Annotated in this window: 18 protein-coding genes; 6 read left to right on the forward strand and 12 right to left on the reverse strand. The window is 71.4% G+C overall.

Features of this window, described 5'->3' with window-relative positions:
* Window positions 1-92: 92 nt before the first annotated feature.
* Window positions 93-1,547, forward strand: a complete 1,455-nt coding sequence (hemG, locus tag CES90_RS32855; RefSeq protein WP_189780488.1) for a protoporphyrinogen oxidase — start codon at window positions 93-95, stop codon at window positions 1,545-1,547.
* A gap of 4 nt (window positions 1,548-1,551) precedes the next feature.
* A complete protein-coding gene (hemQ, locus tag CES90_RS32860) occupies window positions 1,552-2,283 on the forward strand; it encodes a hydrogen peroxide-dependent heme synthase (RefSeq protein ID WP_189780487.1) in 732 nt (243 codons plus the stop codon).
* Window positions 2,284-2,399: 116 nt separating this feature from the next.
* Here hemQ and CES90_RS32865 read toward each other — a convergent pair whose 3' ends face one another.
* From CES90_RS32865 to CES90_RS32880, 4 genes are all read right to left on the reverse strand, one after another.
* Window positions 2,400-3,188, reverse strand: coding sequence for a DUF4142 domain-containing protein (locus tag CES90_RS32865; protein WP_189780486.1), 789 nt, complete (start codon window positions 3,186-3,188; stop codon window positions 2,400-2,402).
* A 302-nt stretch (window positions 3,189-3,490) separates the two neighbouring features.
* A complete protein-coding gene (locus tag CES90_RS32870; protein ID WP_189780485.1) occupies window positions 3,491-4,831 on the reverse strand; it encodes a DUF692 domain-containing protein in 1,341 nt (446 codons plus the stop codon).
* A gap of 180 nt (window positions 4,832-5,011) precedes the next feature.
* Window positions 5,012-5,821 (reverse strand): DUF4142 domain-containing protein, encoded by an 810-nt coding sequence (locus CES90_RS32875; RefSeq protein WP_189780484.1) that lies wholly within the window; start codon window positions 5,819-5,821, stop codon window positions 5,012-5,014.
* A gap of 128 nt (window positions 5,822-5,949) precedes the next feature.
* Window positions 5,950-6,558, reverse strand: a complete 609-nt coding sequence (locus tag CES90_RS32880; protein WP_189780483.1) for a DUF4142 domain-containing protein — start codon at window positions 6,556-6,558, stop codon at window positions 5,950-5,952.
* 278 nt (window positions 6,559-6,836) lie between these two features.
* Here CES90_RS32880 and CES90_RS32885 point away from each other — a divergent pair, with 278 nt between their 5' ends.
* Complete coding sequence (locus tag CES90_RS32885; protein WP_189780482.1) at window positions 6,837-7,259, forward strand: hypothetical protein; 423 nt, start codon at window positions 6,837-6,839, stop codon at window positions 7,257-7,259.
* A 70-nt stretch (window positions 7,260-7,329) separates the two neighbouring features.
* Here the strand turns inward: CES90_RS32885 and CES90_RS32890 are convergent, their stop codons facing one another.
* The gene (locus tag CES90_RS32890; protein ID WP_189780481.1) at window positions 7,330-8,049 is read right to left on the reverse strand and encodes an aminoacyl-tRNA hydrolase; all 720 of its coding nucleotides are present in this window, start codon (window positions 8,047-8,049) and stop codon (window positions 7,330-7,332) included.
* 81 nt (window positions 8,050-8,130) lie between these two features.
* Between CES90_RS32890 and CES90_RS32895 the strand changes: the two genes are divergently transcribed.
* Both CES90_RS32895 and CES90_RS32900 read left to right on the forward strand, forming a co-directional pair.
* The gene (locus CES90_RS32895) at window positions 8,131-9,057 is read left to right on the forward strand and encodes an ABC transporter ATP-binding protein (protein ID WP_189780480.1); all 927 of its coding nucleotides are present in this window, start codon (window positions 8,131-8,133) and stop codon (window positions 9,055-9,057) included.
* A complete protein-coding gene (locus CES90_RS32900; protein WP_189780479.1) occupies window positions 9,057-9,728 on the forward strand; it encodes an ABC transporter in 672 nt (223 codons plus the stop codon). Before CES90_RS32895 ends, CES90_RS32900 begins: the two co-directional genes overlap by 1 nt.
* Here the strand turns inward: CES90_RS32900 and CES90_RS32905 are convergent.
* The 7 genes from CES90_RS32905 to zapE all read right to left on the reverse strand — a co-directional run bounded on the left by CES90_RS32905 (window position 9,720) and on the right by zapE (window position 16,031).
* Window positions 9,720-9,914: a hypothetical protein gene (locus CES90_RS32905; RefSeq protein WP_189780478.1), complete on the reverse strand. Its 195-nt coding sequence runs from the start codon at window positions 9,912-9,914 to the stop codon at window positions 9,720-9,722. The two genes, CES90_RS32900 and CES90_RS32905, sit on opposite strands and share 9 nt — an antisense overlap.
* A gap of 36 nt (window positions 9,915-9,950) precedes the next feature.
* Entirely contained in the window at window positions 9,951-10,802 is an 852-nt protein-coding gene (locus tag CES90_RS32910) for a polysaccharide deacetylase family protein (protein ID WP_189780477.1), read from the reverse strand.
* 145 nt (window positions 10,803-10,947) lie between these two features.
* The gene (locus CES90_RS32915) at window positions 10,948-11,847 is read right to left on the reverse strand and encodes a slipin family protein (protein WP_229913535.1); all 900 of its coding nucleotides are present in this window, start codon (window positions 11,845-11,847) and stop codon (window positions 10,948-10,950) included.
* A 209-nt stretch (window positions 11,848-12,056) separates the two neighbouring features.
* A complete protein-coding gene (locus tag CES90_RS32920) occupies window positions 12,057-13,583 on the reverse strand; it encodes a SulP family inorganic anion transporter (protein WP_229913534.1) in 1,527 nt (508 codons plus the stop codon).
* Between the two features lie 17 nt (window positions 13,584-13,600).
* Window positions 13,601-14,179, reverse strand: a complete 579-nt coding sequence (locus CES90_RS32925) for a carbonic anhydrase (protein ID WP_189780476.1) — start codon at window positions 14,177-14,179, stop codon at window positions 13,601-13,603.
* Window positions 14,180-14,275: 96 nt separating this feature from the next.
* Window positions 14,276-14,677 (reverse strand): hypothetical protein, encoded by a 402-nt coding sequence (locus CES90_RS32930; RefSeq protein ID WP_189780475.1) that lies wholly within the window; start codon window positions 14,675-14,677, stop codon window positions 14,276-14,278.
* A 205-nt stretch (window positions 14,678-14,882) separates the two neighbouring features.
* On the reverse strand, window positions 14,883-16,031 hold the full coding sequence (zapE, locus tag CES90_RS32935) for a cell division protein ZapE (RefSeq protein ID WP_229913533.1): 1,149 nt from the start codon (window positions 16,029-16,031) through the stop codon (window positions 14,883-14,885).
* Between zapE and CES90_RS32940 the strand changes: the two genes are divergently transcribed.
* Window positions 16,030-16,803 carry a pyrimidine reductase family protein gene (locus CES90_RS32940; protein WP_189780473.1) on the forward strand — a complete coding sequence of 258 codons (774 nt, stop codon included), beginning with the start codon at window positions 16,030-16,032 and terminating at the stop codon, window positions 16,801-16,803. The two genes, zapE and CES90_RS32940, sit on opposite strands and share 2 nt — an antisense overlap.
* Window positions 16,804-16,825: the final 22 nt, after the last annotated feature.

A 16,825-nucleotide genomic window follows, 5' to 3' on the forward strand; every position in this document is an offset into this window, starting at 1 on the left:
GGCGGCATCCGGTCCCGAAGCGGTCACGGTCCGGACTCGGCGAGGCCACATGCCCCCGCAGGGATGTCAGCGGCATCTGAGAGGGTGGATCCATGAGCGGATCACGTACGGGCGCCGGGCATGCCGTCGTCATCGGGGCCGGGATCGCGGGGCTGGCCGCCGCGCACGGGCTGCTGGACCAGGGGGTGCGAGTGACGGTGCTGGAGGCCTCGGACCGGGTCGGCGGCAAGCTGCTGCCCGGCGAGATCGCGGGCGCGCGGGTCGACTTCGGCGCCGAGTCGATGCTGGCCCGCCGCCCCGAGGCGGTCGCCCTCGCGAGAGCGGTCGGTCTCGCCGACCGGCTCCAGCCGCCCGCCACCGCCACGGCCTCCCTGTGGACCCGGGGTGCCCTGCGCCCCATGCCGAAGGGCCACGTCATGGGCGTCCCCGGCACCGCCTCCGCCCTCTCCGGGGTGCTGTCCGACGAGGGGCTCGCCCGTATCGAGCGCGACGCCGACCTGCCGCGCACCGAGGTCGGCGACGACGTGGCGGTGGGGGAGTACGTGGCGGCCCGCCTCGGCCGCGAGGTCGTCGACCGCCTGGTGGAGCCCCTGCTCGGTGGGGTCTACGCGGGCGACGCGTACCGCATCTCGATGCGCTCGGCGGTCCCGCAGCTCTTCCAGGCGGCCCGGACCCGCACCTCCCTCACCGAGGCCGTCCGCGAGATCCAGGCCCGCGCGGCCGCCGACCGGCAGACCGGCCCCGTCTTCATGGGCATCGAGGGCGGAGTGGGCCAACTGCCGCTCGCCGTCGCCGAGTCGGTGTCGTCGCGCGGCGCCGAGATCCTCACCCGGACCCCGGTCACGGAGCTGCGCCGCGAGGCCGACGGCGGCTGGCGCCTCAGCACCGGGGACCGCGTCCTGCACGCCGACGCCGTCGTCGTGGCCGTCCCCGCCCCGGCCGCCGCCGACCTGCTCCGCGCCGAGGCCCCCGAGGCAGCGGCCGAGCTGGCCGCCGTGGAGTACGCCTCCATGGCCCTCGTCACCCTCGCCTACCGCCGCGCCGACATCACCCTCCCCGAGGGCAGCGGATTCCTGGTGCCGCCGGTCGACGGGCGGACCATCAAGGCGTCCACGTTCGCCTCCCAGAAGTGGGCCTGGATCGCCGACCAGAACCCTGACCTGCTTCTCCTGCGCACGTCCGTCGGCCGCTACGGCGAGACGGAGATCCTTCAGCGCGACGACGCCCACCTCGTGGACGTGTCGAGAAACGACCTGCGCGCGGCCACGGGCCTGGACGCCACCCCGCTCGAAACCCGCGTCACCCGCTGGGACAACGGCCTGCCCCAGTACCCCGTCGGCCACCACGCGCGCGTGGCCCGCGTCCGCGAGCACATCGGCAAGCTGCCCGGCCTCGCGGTCTGCGGAGCGGCGTACGACGGTGTCGGCATCCCGGCCTGCATCGCGAGCGCGGCCGCCGCGGTCGACCAGATCCACGGTGACCTGCGCGCTGTGCAGGACCTCACGGCCAACCCGGTGCAGAGCCTGCACGGCGGAGCGGGAGAATAAGAACATGAGCGACGACGCCCCCACCACCGAGTCCGGCCGGATCCCGAACAAGGGCAAGCTGGCCAAGGACCTCAACGAGGTCATCCGCTACACGCTGTGGTCCGTGTTCAAGCTGAAGGACGTGCTCCCGGAGGACCGCGCCGGTTACGCCGACGAGGTCCAGGAGCTGTTCGACCAGCTCGCCGCGAAGGACGTGACCATCCGCGGTACGTACGACGTGTCCGGCCTGCGCGCCGACGCCGACCTCATGATCTGGTGGCACGCCGAGACCAGCGACCAGCTCCAGGAGGCGTACAACCTCTTCCGCCGCACCAGGCTGGGCCGCGCCCTCACGCCGGTCTGGTCGAACATGGCGCTGCACCGCCCCGCCGAGTTCAACCGCTCGCACATCCCCGCGTTCCTGGCGGACGAGACCCCGCGCAACTACGTGAGCGTCTACCCCTTCGTGCGCTCCTACGACTGGTACCTGCTGCCCGACGAGGACCGCCGCCGCATGCTCGCCGACCACGGCAAGATGGCCCGCGGCTTCCCGGACGTCCGCGCCAACACGGTCGCCTCGTTCTCCCTCGGTGACTACGAGTGGCTCCTCGCCTTCGAGGCCGACGAGCTCTACCGCATCGTCGACCTCATGCGCCACCTGCGCGCTTCGGAGGCCCGCATGCACGTCCGCGAGGAGGTTCCGTTCTACACGGGGCGCAGGAAGTCGGTGGCGGAGCTGGTGGCAGGGCTCGCTTAGGCGGATCACCCGCGCCCCTGGTCTTTCAGGGGCGCGGGGCGGTGTTGATCAGGGGCTTCGCCGCGGGGCGCGAACCGACCCGACGATTCCGTAAAGGACCGTGGAGAGGTGTCGCGCTACCCGCGGGGCCCCTGTGCGGCCGGCGGCAGCGAATAATCCGCCGACGACGGCGTGGGCGACGGTGCCGTCGGGGACGGCGTCACCGGAATCGGCGAGGCGGGATCGTTCAACGGCGCCGGCGGCGCCGGAGAGTTGGTGATCGGCGGCGCGCTCGCGGACGCGGCCTCCCGGGCGATCGCGTCGTAGTCGACCAACCCCGTGGCCTCCAGGACCCGGATGTGGTCGAGCACGGTCGTGTTGGCGGCGTCGGCGAGATCACGGACGAGCGAGTTACGAGTCGTCGCCCGGACCTGGGCGACGACGGAGAACACCTTGCCGTGCGCCAGACGCAGAATGTTGGCGAACTCCCGGTCGTACGTCTCGCCCTGCGCCGCGCTCAACGTCTCCAGCCAGGCCTTCTGCTGGTCGCTCGGCTGATTGGGCAGCGGCAGGCCGATCCGGGCGGCGACATCGCGGACCCGGGCGTCGAGGTGGGTGTGCCCTTCGACGAGATGGTTCCCGGCGGTCCGTACGGCCTCGGTGGTGCCCTTCGTCTGGGCCTGCTGCCCGGCCGGCAGCTCCCAGAGTCCCGCCAGTCTGACCTTGGTGATGAAGTCCCGGTCCAGCGCGGACAACGGACCGTACTGCGTCGACACCGTGGACGCGTTCAGTGTGGCCACGCCGGTGCCGGAGCGGTCCGCGTACGACCAGATCGGGAAAACCATCGCCACAAGGGTCGCGGTCAGCCCGGCGACGATGAGTCCGGTCCCGCTGACGAGTCTTCCGCTGTGGTGGGTGGATCGCATGGTGCCTCCTGCTCGCGGCACCGCACGCTAGTGCGTTTCGGGTGCTGATTGGCTTGAGAACTGGCATGTTACTGCCCGGTCTACGCCAACTGCCGTACGGGGAGGAAGGGTTGAGGACGGGACAAAGCGCGCCGGATGGGGTAAGCGGACCGGCGGACAGAAGCTATGAAATGCCTTTCAAGCAGGCGTGAAACCCGTGCGGGGGGCACGGGTTTGTTAATCGCAGCACATCTCGGGGCGACGGGGCTTCTGGTGGACATCCGTGCCGCCGCGGAGATCCACCAGAAGCCCCCTACCCCGGCTCAACGGCGCAGGAGCACCCTGCGGGTCGCACGCGCCAGGCGGGCGGCCGGGCGCCGTGAGAGCGGGGCCGGGCCCGACCGCTCCAGCCACCACGTACGCAACGCGCGCTTCGCGGTCGCGTCCTCCAGCCCCTGTTCCAGCAGCACGTGCTCGGCGAAGGAGAGGGCGTCGCGCCGGTAACCGTCGGTCATCGGGTGGCCCTGCGCGTACGCGAGGAAGGCCGGCCGGTACACCTTCCCGAGGATCTCCGGGAGTTCCGGCGCCACCTTCCCCACCACATCCGCCCGCTTGGCCGCGAGGGCCCGCGCCTGCACGCCCAGCCGCACCCGGTCGAACCCCTCGGGCACGGGCGTCCCGCCGACCAGCGCGGACAGCAGCGCGGCCTGCGCCAGCCCGAGCCGCTGCCGGGCGGCGGGCTCGGCCTCCCCGGCTTCCTCAGCGGCCTCGGCCTCGGCCTCCGCTGACGGCGCCGCCTTCTCCTCGGGACCCCGTACCTCGGCCTTCTCCAGGACCCCTCGGATCGCCCCCAACTCCCGCTCCAGCTCGCCCGGCTCGGGAAAGTTCTCGTCGCGCTCCAGGAGGACCCCCGGAGGGGTCACGCGGGAGGCCAGGTCGGCGAGGATGTCGAGGACCTGCTGGGGGACCGGGTGGGCGTGGCTGTCGTGCCAGACGCCGTCGCGCTCGAAGCCGCCCGCGACATGGACGTACGCGATGGCCTCGACTGGCAGCTCGTCGAGCGCCTTGGCGGGGTCCTCGCCCCGGTTGACGTGGTTGGTGTGGAGGTTCGCCACGTCGATGAGGAGCCGGACTCCGGTGCGGTCGACGAGGTCGTACAGGAACTGGCCCTCCGTCATCTCCTCGCCGGGCCAGTTGATGAGGGCCGCGATGTTCTCCAGCGCGAGCGGCACGGGAAGCGCCTCCTGCGCGATGCGGACGTTCTCGCAGAGCACGTCCAGCGCGTCCCGGGTACGCGGCACCGGCAGCAGGTGTCCGGCCTCCAGCCGCGGCGACGCGGTGAGGGCACCCCCCGCCCGTACGAACGCGATGTGCTCCGTGACGAGAGGCGCGCCCAGGACCTCCGCGCGCTCGGCGAGGTCGCGCAGCCGCTGCTCGTCGGGGCGGTCGGCGCCGCCGAGGCCGAGCGAGACGCCGTGCGGGACGACCGTGACACCCCGCTCGCGCAGGCGGAGCAGCGACTCGGGGATGTGGCCGGGGCAGACGTTCTCGGCGACGACCTCGACCCAGTCGACCCGGCCCGACGGTCCGGCCATGCCCTCGACGGCGTCGGCGATCTCCGGCCGCCAGCCGATCCCCGCCCCCAACTGCCTGATCTGCTCCATCGTCCCCTCCTCGGTCACGGCTTCACCAGGACCCGCGTGTCGTCTCCTTACGGCGGACCCGTGTTCCGGCGTGACGGAGTCATGGCCCCGGCAGCCGGGGCCGAACCCCGGGGAGGGGACCTTCAGAGCAACATTTGAGCTTCCGGAGGCCACTGCTTCCGGTGGCCCCGCTTTCGGTGGCTACGGGACGACCGGTTCGCCCTGTTCCTTGTTGAGCTCCTCCGGGTCCGGACGGCCGGTCGGGACCAGGCCGGGCGTGGTCGGCGACGGGACCGAGCTCACGCGGGGGTTGGTGGACGGCTCGGCGGCGGGCGCGGCGGGCGGCACCTGACCGGGGACGGGCGGCGGCGGTCCGGTGGGGCTCGCCGTACCGCTGACCGAGTTGTTGGCGATGGTCTCGAAGTCGACCTCGCCGGTGCCCTCCAGGACCGTGATGTGGTCGAGCACGGTCTGGTTGGCGTCGGAGGCCAACTGGCGGATCAGGGTGTTGCGGGTGGAGTTCCGCACGGTGGCGATCGCCGGGAAGATCTTGCCGTGGGCGGCACGCAGCAGGTTCGCCCAGGTCTTGTTGTACTCGGCCTCGGTCTTGGCGGCGGTCATCTGGTCCAGCCAGCCCTGCTGCTGCGCCGTCGGCTGGTTCGGCAGCTCGACGCCCAGCTTCGCCGCGATGACCCGTGACCGCTTGTCGAGGTCGGCGTGGCCCACGATCAGGTGGTCGGCGGCTTCTCTGACGGACTTGCTGCCACTGCGCTCCAGCGCCTGCTGCCCGGCCGGCAGCTCCCACAGACCTGCCAGCCGCACGCGGATGAGCAGGTCGCGGTCGGCCGGGGTCAGCGGCCCCCACTGCGTGGTCACCGTGTCCCCGGTGGGCACGGCCGCGGCCGCCGCGGCGTTGCGGTTGGGGTACGAGTAGAACACGGGGTAGGCGACCGCACTGATCGTGCCGACGACCGCCACGGCGACGAGGACAGAGCCCTTGGAGCGTCGCAAAAGAGCCTCCCGGAGGAAACCAACTGATCGTTGGGGACTGAACGTTGCTTGGGGGGTGGGGTGCTGCCTCGGCTTGGCCGGGCCCTGTCACTGGCTGCGACAGGCCCGGTCCGTGCCGTGGGGCCGCGTCAGATCGTGCCGTTGGCGATGGCGTCGAAGTCGACCTCGCCGGTCTTCTCCAGCATCGTGATGTGGTCGAGCACGGTCTGGTTGGTGTCCGAGGCGAGCTGGCGCACCAGGGTGTTCTGGGTGCCGTTCCGCACCTGCCCGATCGCCGGGAAGATCTTGCCGTGGGCCGAGCGCAGCAGATTCGCCCACACCCGGTCGTACTGGTCGTCCGTGGCGTTGTTCATCTGCTGGAGCCAGGCCTGCTGCTGCGCGTTCGGCACGTTGGGCAGCTCGACGCCCAGCTGGGAGGCCACGTTCCGCACCCGCTCGTCGAGGTCCTTGTGACCCACGATCAGGTGGTCGGCGGCCTCCCTGACGGCCGGGCTGTCCGACCGCTGCATCGCCTGCTCGGCGGCCGGCAGCTCCCACAGTCCCGCCAGCCGTACCCGGACGATCAGGTCCCGGTCGGAAGCCGTCAGCGGACCCCACTGGGTGTTCACCATGCCGGACGCCATGTTGGCCTGGGCGGTGCCCGACCGGTCGGCGTAGGACCATACGGGGAACGCCAGCGCGCCGACGGTGACAACGAGGGCCAGGCTGGCGATGACCGAGCCGTTGAGACGCTGCAAAGTGATCCTCCCGGGTGAAGCCAACTGGTCGTTGGGGCAGTTACATGGCCAGTGCAGGAAGGTACGTACGGGGAGCCCGGGGTGTTCAACGACCTTTGCACGGGCCGAGAACGCCCAGTTCGGTGGGCGGACGCCTCACGAGAACTCGGGCCGGACAGCCCCCGTGGCGTCGTCGCGTTGTTCGGGAGTTGTTTGTTCGGCACCGGTGCCCCGAACGCGAACAACGCCCGGGCCCCTACACCTGGAGGTGACCGGTACCGTCGATCAAAGGAGAACCCATGAAGAAGGCAATCCCGCTCAAGCGGATGACGGCCGCGGCCACCGCAGGTTCCGCGCTCCTCACCGCCGGTCTCCTCGCCGCAGGGCCCGCGCAGGCGGCGACGCCGGAAACGAACTCCCCCGTAAGCGCCCTGGCCTGCGTGGTCGATCTGGACCCGCCGACCAGGGGCGGGGCCGGGGTGACCGCCTTGATCCGCACCAGCGGCTGCAGTCAGGGCGTCAAGTGGACCGCCAAGCTCCAGAGCTCCCGCTGGTGGGGCTGGGCCGATGACGCCGAGCAGACCTGGAACGGCAGCCAGTCGCGTCGGCTCACCGCGGGATGCGCCGGGGTCCACGACCACAGGGTCATCGTGCAGGCCGTCGTCGACGGCCAGGGCAGCCCGTGGAAGGTAGGACCCAAGGCCACGCTCAACTGCGGCTGATCCCGATCACCCGGACCGCCCGTGCGGGGCGGTCCGGCGACCGGGCCGCACGGGGAATCCACACAGCTGTTCAGCCGCGCAGCGCCGGATGGTCCGCGACGACCGTGCACGAGCCCGGGGCGATCTCCGTGAAGCCCGCGTCGCGCACGAGCGGCAGGCCGGAGGCGGTGAGGCCGGGCCAGTCGGCCGGGGTGGCGGTGCGGACGGCGAGGGGGAAGCCGGCATCGTGCCAGGCGGTGCGGGCCTCCTCGGAGAGGGCCCACCAGGCGAGTTGGGCGCCGTGGCCGGCCTGGGCCATGGCCTTGCCGGCGGACATGTCGAGGTCCGGGCTCATCCAGATGACCGGGGCGGAGAGGTCGGGCTCGGCCGGGGATTCCGGGTCGTCGAGGTCCGTGCCGGACACCTGGAGACGGGCCAGGTCCTTGGGCCAGCCGTCGAGGGGGACCGGCGGAAAGACGCGCACCTCCGCCGACTTGCCCGTCACCGTGATCCCGGGCAGCGCCTCGGCCCGCCGCCACTCCGCGCCACGCGCCCGCCGGACCACCTTGCGGATCCGGGCGTCCTGCCAGTCCCGCATCGCCTCGGCCCACTCTCCCGCGCCCACCGACCGCTCGTCGCTGAGCATCACCAGCACCGCCCGCGCCGCCGTCTCCAACGCGTCCGTACGCGCCGGGGGCGACGCCTTCTCGATGTGCACGACCAGCGGCAGCACGAACTGCGGTGCCTCGTCGCGGGAGGTCCGCTCGTGCCGGAAGGGGCTGTCCTGGGAGTTCGGGTCACCGGTGCTCACCCGCCCAGTCTGCCAGCCGGAAGATCCGTTCCCGGATGGGCCGCCCGTACAGCCGTACGACGGTTGTACGAGGATGGGGGCATGGGACGTGAGTTACTGCTGAGTCTGGAAGGTGTCGGCCGCCGCTACGGGTTCCGGGGGCCGTGGATCCTGCGCGGCGTCGACCTCGCCGTCGCCCCCGGCGCGCTGATCCGCGTGGAGGGCGCCAACGGCACCGGCAAGTCGACGCTGCTGCGTGTCCTCGCCGGGATCGACGCCCCCACGGAGGGCCGGATGGCGGGGCGCCCGCGAACGGCGTACGTTCCCGAGCGCTTCCCCGCCGCGCTGCCGTTCACCGCCGCCGAGTACCTCACTCACCTCGGCGCTGTCCACGGCCTTGACCGCCCTGCCGCCGCCCGTGCCGCCGACGACTGGCTGGAACGCTTCGGAGCCGCCGAGTACGCCCGTACGCCGATGGCCCAGCTCTCCAAGGGCAGCAGCCAGAAGGTCGCCGTCGCCCAAGCGCTCCTCGCGGAACCGGAGTTGCTCGTCCTCGACGAGGCGTGGACCGGCCTCGACGCCGACGCCCGCGAGGAGTTGGAGCGGGTGGTCGTCGAGCGGACCGCGGCCGGGGCCGCCGTGGTGTTCGTCGACCACGATCCGCGTCGGCTGGCGGGGGTGCCGGACGCGACCTACGCGGTTGCCGGGGGCGCCCTCAACCTCCGTACGGGGGCGGGGACTTCGGAAGGGGTGGGCGAGGGCCCTGCGGTGGTCGTCGAGGCGCGCGGACCCTCTCGTGCGCAAGTACCGGATGAGGTGGTGAAGTTGGCGGCCGATGTGGAGGAGACAGGCGCCGGCAGCCACCGGTTCTCCGTTCCGGAGGCGGGGTCGGATGCCTTGCTGAGGGCGTTGCTGAGGGCTCGGCCGCCGTGGCATGTGGTGAGTGTGGGGCCCGGGAAAGCGATGGCAGAACCGGAAGAGGAAAGCGAACCGGAAGTGACCGGCGAACTGGAAGTGGAACGCTCCTGATGACCGCCCTCCTCCGCTACCAGGCCGCCCTCCTGCTCCGCTCCCAGCGCTGGTTGCCGCCCGTCATCCTGTACGCGGCCTTCCTCGCCATCGGGGTGCAGAGCGGGCAGCCGGTGCTCGACTCGCTCGGCTACACGGCGGCCGCGCTGCTGCCCGTGGCCGCCTGGCTGGTACGTATCTGCGCCACCAACGAGCCGCCCGCGGCCCGGAGTTGTACGGGAGCGGCGGCCGGACCGGGCCGGGCGCACCTGGCGTGTCTGCTGGTCGCGCTCTCGGCGGCCGTGCTTCTCGGCGCGGCGGCCACAGCCTTCGTCACGATCATCAGCGCTCCCACGAGCACGGACCACCAGACGCGTATCGAGGCGGTCCCGGCGGCCGGCGCCGGGCTTCTCGCGGCCCTCGTCTGCGCCCTCCTCGGCGCGGCCGTCGGTACGCTCACGAACTGGCCGCTTCTGCGCTCGCCGGGCCAGGCCGTCCCCGCGCTCCTCCTCGGCGCGCTGCTGGCCCTGGTGCTCGCGGGCTCCCCGGCCCGCGCGGCGGTCACGTCCCTGGTCGAAGGCTCGCAGCACGCGACCGTCCCGGTCCCCGTCCTGCCCCTGGTCGCCGCCGCGCTGCTCACGGCGGTGGCGATCGCCGTGGCCTGCGCCCTGACGACCCGCCGCTCACCCTGAACAGGCGTTGCGCTCGGCCTCCCGCCACTCGCACACCGGGCACAGGGTGATCCCCTTGTACGACTCCGGGTACTCGGTGGGCTCCTGGCACAGCACACAGGCGGCGAAGGGCGGCCCGGCGGCTGGGGTGAGGGTTGGCTCCGGGTTCGGCTCGGTGGCCGGTTCGGTTCCGCAGTAATCGCTCATATGTCCAGCGTAGGTCGGGTGACTCCAGAAGCGGGTTTACTGCGCGGCCGCCGCCGCCCCCACCAGCTCCGACACCTTCACGAACCGGAAACCCCGCTTCCGCAGCTCCGGCACGATCATCCGTACGGCCCTCTCCGTGACCGGCGCGGCACTCCGCGTGCAGTGCATGACGACGACGGATCCCGGCCGCACGCCCTCCACCACCTCCCGGGCCACCGCGTCCGCGTCCGTCGCGAAGGCGTCCCCGCTCACCACGTCCCACTGCACCGCCGTCACCCCGGACGCGTTCAACCGCCGCAGCGCGCGCCCGTCGTAGCAGCCGCCGGGGAACCGGAAGTACGGCATCGGCTCCGGGACACCCGCCTCCCGGAACACGGTGTACGCCCGCTCCAGGTCCGCCCGCATACGCTCCGGCGCCATCGTCGGCAGGCCGTAGCAGTCGTCGGTGAAGGCGTAGTGGCTGTACGAGTGGTTCGCGACCTCGAACAACGGGTCCCGCCCGATCGACCGCGCCTGGATCGGGTACTCCTCGGCCCACCGCCCCGTCATGAACACCGTCGCCGGGACCTTCAGCTGCCGCAGCGCGGCGATGAGCTCCGGATTGTCGAACCGCTCACCCGCGGCGGCCCTGGCTCCCTGCCCTGCGGTCATGTCCGCGTCGAACGTCAGCGCGACCGTCTTGTCCGTGCCCGTGCGGGGGCCGTGCTCGAAGACGGGAGTCAGCCCGGCCGGCCCCGGCGCGAGCGTGGGCGGCCGGGACGCGGTGACCGTCGAGGGGCGGGTCACGACGGTACGGGACGCGGACTGTGGCGCCCCGCAGGCGACGAGGGCGGCGCCGAGCGCGCCGAGTGCGCAGAGCGCTGTGATTCTTCGTGCAGGACTGATCACCCGATGAACGTAAGCGGGCGAGCCGGTCGGATTGTCCGTTCAGCTACCCGTTTACCTGGAGTCCGGCATGAAGTCACTCGCGTGGGTGACGAAGGAGGTCCAGGCGGCGAGGGAGAGGATCAGCTCCGGGCTGGTGGACAGCTTGTCACTCGATCAGGCCCGGGGCGGTCGGCGGAGTTCCGGGTGGGGTGTCCAGTGTGGGGTCGAGAGGTTGCTCGGTCTGCTGGGGTGGGGTGGCGGGTGGCTCCTGGAAGCGCGGGGGTGCGGCGGCGTCCGGGTGCGGCTTGTCCTGGCCCCGCTCCAGGAACCTCAGCAGCTCCACCGGGATGGGCAGGACCAGGGTGGAGTTCTTCTCCGCCGCCACCGCCATCACTGTCTGGAGCAGTCGCAGCTGGAGTGCGGACGGGGCGTCGGCCATCTGGTGGGCGGCTTCCGCGAGTTTTCGGGAGGCCTGGAGTTCGGCGTCGGCGTTGATGATGCGGGCGCGGCGTTCGCGGTCGGCCTCGGCCTGGCGGGCCATCGAGCGCTTCATCGTCTCCGGCAGGGAGACGTCCTTGATCTCTACGCGGTCCACCTGGATGCCCCAGCCGACGGCCGGGCTGTCGATCATCAGTTCCAGGCCCTGGTTGAGTTTCTCGCGGTTGGAGAGGAGGTCGTCCAGGTCGCTCTTGCCGATGATCGAGCGGAGGGAGGTCTGGGCCATCTGGGAGACGGCGAACTTGTAGTCCTCGACCTTGATCAGGGCGTTCGCGGCGTCGACGACCTTGAAGTACACGACCGCGTCCACGCGGACGGTCACGTTGTCGCGGGTGATGCCTTCCTGGGCGGGGACCGGCATCGTGACGATCTGCATGTTCACCTTGCGGATGTGGTCGATGCCGGGGACGACCATGGTGAAGCCCGGGGAGCGGGGTTGGCCGAGGAGGCGGCCGAGGCGGAAGACCACGCCGCGTTCGTACTGTTTGACGACTCGGGCTGCGGCCGCGACGTACAGCACGGCTGCGGCGCCGGTTGCTGCGACAGCCGCGAGCAGTTCTTCGACCATGACGACCCCCTTGAGTCGTCCCGTATTGCCGCGAATCCCACGATATGCCCGGGACTGGGGGCTGGTCGACCGGCGGCTGGGGCTGGGCGGGGATTGGAGACGCTTGCCGGCGCTGACAGGGTGCCGCTGCGCCCACCGGTGCCGCCCCGGCGGCACGACTGCCCGCAGCTGTGCATGGCTGGGACGGCACGGGTGGGGTGCGGGTGGGGTCAGGGCGTTCCCGACGTGGACTTCACCAGGTCCGGGCCCGTTACCCTGACCGGCTCTGTGCCTGTCGCGCTGTGGCGCTCCGCCCAGGTTTCGAGGGCGGTACGGCAGGCGTGGTCCAGGTGGTGGAGGCCGGAGAGGTGGAGTTCTACGGGGCGGTCCTGGGGGAGGGACTCCAGGTTGTCGAGGATCTTCGGGAGACGGAGGAACGTGGCGTTGCCGGAGAGGTACGCCTGGACCGGGCCGGCGCCCTTGTCGATGACCTCCAGCTTGATGTGTGAGGCCTCCCAGGCGGTCTTGGCCACGGACAGGGCCAGGCCGATGAGCACGCCTTCGAACATGTTCACCGCGACGATCGCCACAGCCGTGGTGACCAGGATCAGCGCCTCGCCCCGGTGTGCCCGCCAGAGCGAGACCGTCTCGCGGAACGGGATCAGCTTCCAGCCCGCGTGGACAAGGATGCCGGCCAGGGCGGGGAGCGGGATCAGCGCGAGGGCGCCCGGGAGGAGGGCCGCGAACAGGAGGAGCCAGACGCCGTGCAGGACGCGGGACGCCTTGGTCTTCGCGCCGGCCTGGAGATTGGCGGAGCTGCGTACGATCACCGCCGTCATCGGCAGCGCGCCCAGCAGCCCGCACACCGTGTTGCCGGCGCCCTGGGCCATCAGCTCCTTGTCGTACTCGGTACGTGGCCCGTCGTGCAGCCGGTCCACTGCCGCCGCGCTGAACAGGCTCTCGGCGGAGGCGATGAGGGTGAAGGCGAGGATCGTGCCGATGACGGCGACGTCCGCCAGTTGACCGAAGGCGTCCGGGCCCGGCGGCTGGATGGCTTCCAGCAGGCCCTTCACCTCGACGTTCGCCACCGGCAGGCTGAACGCCGACGAGGCGGCCGTGGCCAGGACGACCGCGGCGAGGGCGCCGGGCACCACCTGGACCTTCTTCGGCAGCCGCTTCCACAGCACCAGCACCGCGACGGTGCCCGCGCCCAGGGCGAGGGAGGCGAGTGCCGTGGTGGAGGCCATGGCGTCGACGAAGGCACCGGGCAGCCCGGCGATCTTGTCGAGGCCGGAGGCCGGAGCCTTCAGGCCGGCCGCCGCGTACAGCTGGCCCGCGATGATCACGAGCCCGATACCGGCCAGCATGCCCTCGACGACGGAGACGGATATCGCGCGGAACCAACGGCCTAACCTCAGTGCGCCCATGGCGAGTTGAAGCAGACCGGCGGCCAGCACGATGACACCCAGCGCGGGCAGCCCGAACTGGCGCACCGCCTCGAAGACCAGCACGGTCAGACCGGCCGCCGGGCCGGAGACCTGCAGACTGCTGCCGGGCATCATCCCGGCGACGATGCCGCCCACGATGCCGGTGACCAGGCCGAGTTCGGCCGGTACCCCGGAGGCGACGGCCACGCCCACGCACAGCGGCAGGGCGACCAGGAACACGACGAGCGACGCGGCGAAGTCCTGCCGCAGGTAAGGGAACTTGGAGCGGGTGGGGGGCATGGAGGTCGTGGAACGCGTTGCGGAGGTCATTTCGGGTGCTCCGCCGCTCACAGCGTCTCGAACTTGTCGGTGTCCGCGCGGTGTTCGCGTACGGCGCCGGTGTGGACCTCGTAGTACCAGCCATGGAGGCGGAGTGTGCCGGCCGCGAGGCGCTTCTCCACGCACGGATAGGAGCGCAGGCGCAGAAGCTGGCTGAGGATGTGGTTCTGGACGCCGTCGGCGACCGTCGGGTCCTCAATTGCCCCTTCCGGGCGGGGGGTCGCGTGGGTGAGCCAGTCGCGTACGGCGGGTACGGCGTCGAGATCGTCGCCGCGCACCAGTGCGCCGACGGCACCGCAGTGCGAGTGTCCGCAGACCACGATGTCGGTGACGCCGAGCACCTCCACGGCGTACTCGATGGTGGCGGTCTCGCCGGTGGGGCGGTCCGGGGTGTAGGGGGGAACGATGTTGCCGGCGGTGCGCAGTTCGAAGAGCTCGCCGGGGCGGGCGCCCGTGATCAGGGCGGGGACGACCCGGGAATCGGAGCAGGTGATGAACAGGACCTCGGGGGACTGGCCTTCGGCCAGCCTGGCGAACTCCTCAGGGCGCTGTCCGAACGTACGGGCGTTGTCGATGAGGGGCTGCATGATGTGGTGACTCCTCCTGGCGCGCCTCGGCGGCGCGTCGGGCTTGCACGACAGATGTCTTGCACGACAGATGTGGGGGGAGATGCTCCGGTCCGCTCAGCAGCGGAAGACCTGGAGCGCGGCCGGGGTGTGGGCCGCGAGGGGTCTCGACGGCCGGTGGTGCCGGGTCGAGAGCCGTTCCGGTTCGCTCGCGGCCGCTGGGTTCTCCCCCAGCAGCGGACGCGCGTGCGCCCCGGGAACGGTGTGGATGGCGGCGCGGTGACGGTCACGGGCGCGGAGGGGACCGGTCGGGTCCCCGGGGTGGCCGCACGTGCGGTACGTGACGGCCTTCTCACGGACCGGCTTCGCCTTGGGAGTGTTTCCGGGCTCGGCTCTGGTCTTGATATGACCAGGCGTGTACGCGGCTGCGAAGGATGCCGCGGGAGCGAACAGCTGGAGCGTGAGCAGGACGGCGGCGAGGGCCGAAATGACGGTCCGGGTCGTCGTACCTCGCAACATATGCCTCCCCACTGGCAGTTCGCGGATCCGCTCGCGCGTCGTCTGTTCCTCGACTTGGTCAACCGAGGGTCAACCGCTGGTCAAGAAACACGTTAACCCTGCAAAGTTGTTTGCAGGGTTAACTTAACGTTTCGAGCTGAAGAGAGCCTGAAACGCGGGGGTTGGTTGGCTTGAAAAAGCCCTTGACCTGGGGGAGTTCGTGGGGTCAGTGCTCCACGACGCGCTTGGAGTCGCGGGCGAGCGCGGTGAGGCGGGAGATGGCGCGGAAGTACTTCTTGCGGTAGCCGCCCTTCAGCATCTCCTCGCTGAACAACTGGTCGAAGGGCATCCCCGAGGCGAGCACGGGCACCTCCCGGTCGTACAGCCGGTCGGCGAGCACCACCAGCCTGAGGGCCGTCGACTGGTCCGGGATCGGTTGGACGTCGGTCAGGCACACCGCCTTCAGGCCGTCCGTGAGGGCGCCGTACCGGCTGGGGTGGACGCGCGCGAGGTGGTCCAGCAACTGCGGGAAGCCGTCGAGCGAGGCGCCCTCGGTGGCGTACGCCGTCTTGGCGACCACCTCGTCGGAGTACGGCGCCGGGGCCTCCGGCAGGCCGCGGTGGCGGTAGTCCTCGCCGTCGATGCGCAGGGCGCGGAAGTGGGCGGACAGACCCTGGATCTCGCGCAGGAAGTCGGCCGCCGCGAAGCGGCCCTCGCCGAGCTTGCCCGGCAGGGTGTTCGAGGTGGCGGCCAGGGCCACGCCCGCGTCCACGAGCTTGCCGAGCAGTGTCGACACGAGGACGGTGTCGCCCGGGTCGTCCAGCTCGAACTCGTCGATGCACAGGAGGCGGTGCCCGGAGAGGGTCTGGACCGTCTTCTGGAAGCCGAGGGCGCCGACCAGGTTCGTCAGCTCCACGAAGGTGCCGAAGGCCTTGAGCGCGGGCTCGGCCGGGGTCGCGTGCCAGAGGGAGGCCAGCAGGTGGGTCTTGCCGACGCCGTAGCCGCCGTCCAGGTAGACGCCGCGGGGGCCGGTCGGGACCTTGGGGGCCTTCGCCTTGCCGAAGAAGCCGAAGAAGCCGCGCTTGCCGGCGCCGCTCGCGTGTGCCCCGCCGAGGCCCGCCGCGAAACCGCTCAGGACGCGGACGGCCTCGGTCTGACTGGGCTGGTTCGGGTCCGGGATGTACGTATCGAAGCGGACCGAGTCGAAGCGGGGCGGCGGCACCATCTCGGCGACCAGCCGGTCGGCGGGGACGTGCGGCTCGCGAGCGCACAGGGACAGCGGGACCGCTTCGGACAAGGGAACGATTCCGGACACGGTGGCGGAGGACGACGACACGGTTACCGAGTCTAAAGGCCGTGCCAGACTGCACGACATGCGACGCCTGTTCCCTGTGACCGAAGAGACAGCGCCCCAGAGCCGAGAGTGGGGTCTTGGTGAGCTGGCCGTGGCGTATGCCTATCCCGAGCTGTCCCCCGGCGGGCAGGAGGCGTGGTTGCGGGCCAACATGGTGTCCACGCTCGATGGGGCCGCTCAGCATGACGGGCGGTCGCAGCCGATCTCCAGCGATGCCGACATGCGGATCTTCGGTACGTTGCGGGGGCTCGCGGATGTAGTGGTCGTGGGCGCGGAAACGGTACGGCAGGAGGGTTACCGTCCGGCACGCGCGCGTGAGGCCTTCGCGGAGGCGCGCAGGGCCGCCGGACAGGGGCCCGCGCCCGCCGTGGCGGTGGTCAGCGCGAGCCTGGACCTGGACTTCTCCCTTCCGTTGTTCACCTCCCCGCTGGTCCCCACCCTGCTGCTGACCGGTGCCGCCGCGGCTCCCGACCGGGTCGCCACCGCCGAGAAGGCGGGTGTCCAGGTGGTCATCGCCGGGGACGGCATGGGTGTCGACCCGTCCCGGGCCGTACGGGCTCTCGCCGACCGGGGGCTCACCCGGCTGCTCACGGAGGGTGGCCCGCGACTGCTGGGGCAGTTCGTGGCGGCCGGCGTCCTCGACGAGCTGTGTCTGACCGTGTCGCCGATGCTCACGGCGGGGGACGCCCAGCGGATCGCCGGTGGGCCCTCGGTGCCGGTTCCCAAACGCTTCGAACTCGTGTCGCTGCTGGAGGAGGCCGGGTTCCTGTTCGGTCGTTACCGTCGTACGTGAAAGCGTGAATGTGTTCGGAATG

The sequence above is a fragment of the Streptomyces capitiformicae genome (assembly GCF_002214185.1).
GTDB classification, from domain to species: domain Bacteria; phylum Actinomycetota; class Actinomycetes; order Streptomycetales; family Streptomycetaceae; genus Streptomyces; species Streptomyces capitiformicae.

What these genes read in the sequence shown, in the direction of transcription:
- CES90_RS32865 (WP_189780486.1), bottom strand. Translation starts at nt 3,188, where the DNA reads ATGCGATCCACCCACCACAGCGGAAGACTCGTCAGCGGGACCGGACTC.
- hemQ (WP_189780487.1), top strand. Translation starts at nt 1,552, where the DNA reads ATGAGCGACGACGCCCCCACCACCGAGTCCGGCCGGATCCCGAACAAG.
- CES90_RS32915 (WP_229913535.1), bottom strand. Translation starts at nt 11,847, where the DNA reads ATGGTCGAAGAACTGCTCGCGGCTGTCGCAGCAACCGGCGCCGCAGCC.
- CES90_RS32940 (WP_189780473.1), top strand. Translation starts at nt 16,030, where the DNA reads ATGCGACGCCTGTTCCCTGTGACCGAAGAGACAGCGCCCCAGAGCCGA.
- CES90_RS32920 (WP_229913534.1), bottom strand. Translation starts at nt 13,583, where the DNA reads ATGACCTCCGCAACGCGTTCCACGACCTCCATGCCCCCCACCCGCTCC.
- CES90_RS32930 (WP_189780475.1), bottom strand. Translation starts at nt 14,677, where the DNA reads ATGTTGCGAGGTACGACGACCCGGACCGTCATTTCGGCCCTCGCCGCC.
- CES90_RS32870 (WP_189780485.1), bottom strand. Translation starts at nt 4,831, where the DNA reads ATGGAGCAGATCAGGCAGTTGGGGGCGGGGATCGGCTGGCGGCCGGAG.
- CES90_RS32895 (WP_189780480.1), top strand. Translation starts at nt 8,131, where the DNA reads ATGGGACGTGAGTTACTGCTGAGTCTGGAAGGTGTCGGCCGCCGCTAC.
- CES90_RS32905 (WP_189780478.1), bottom strand. Translation starts at nt 9,914, where the DNA reads ATGAGCGATTACTGCGGAACCGAACCGGCCACCGAGCCGAACCCGGAG.
- CES90_RS32900 (WP_189780479.1), top strand. Translation starts at nt 9,057, where the DNA reads ATGACCGCCCTCCTCCGCTACCAGGCCGCCCTCCTGCTCCGCTCCCAG.
- CES90_RS32925 (WP_189780476.1), bottom strand. Translation starts at nt 14,179, where the DNA reads ATGCAGCCCCTCATCGACAACGCCCGTACGTTCGGACAGCGCCCTGAG.
- hemG (WP_189780488.1), top strand. Translation starts at nt 93, where the DNA reads ATGAGCGGATCACGTACGGGCGCCGGGCATGCCGTCGTCATCGGGGCC.
- CES90_RS32885 (WP_189780482.1), top strand. Translation starts at nt 6,837, where the DNA reads ATGAAGAAGGCAATCCCGCTCAAGCGGATGACGGCCGCGGCCACCGCA.
- zapE (WP_229913533.1), bottom strand. Translation starts at nt 16,031, where the DNA reads ATGTCGTGCAGTCTGGCACGGCCTTTAGACTCGGTAACCGTGTCGTCG.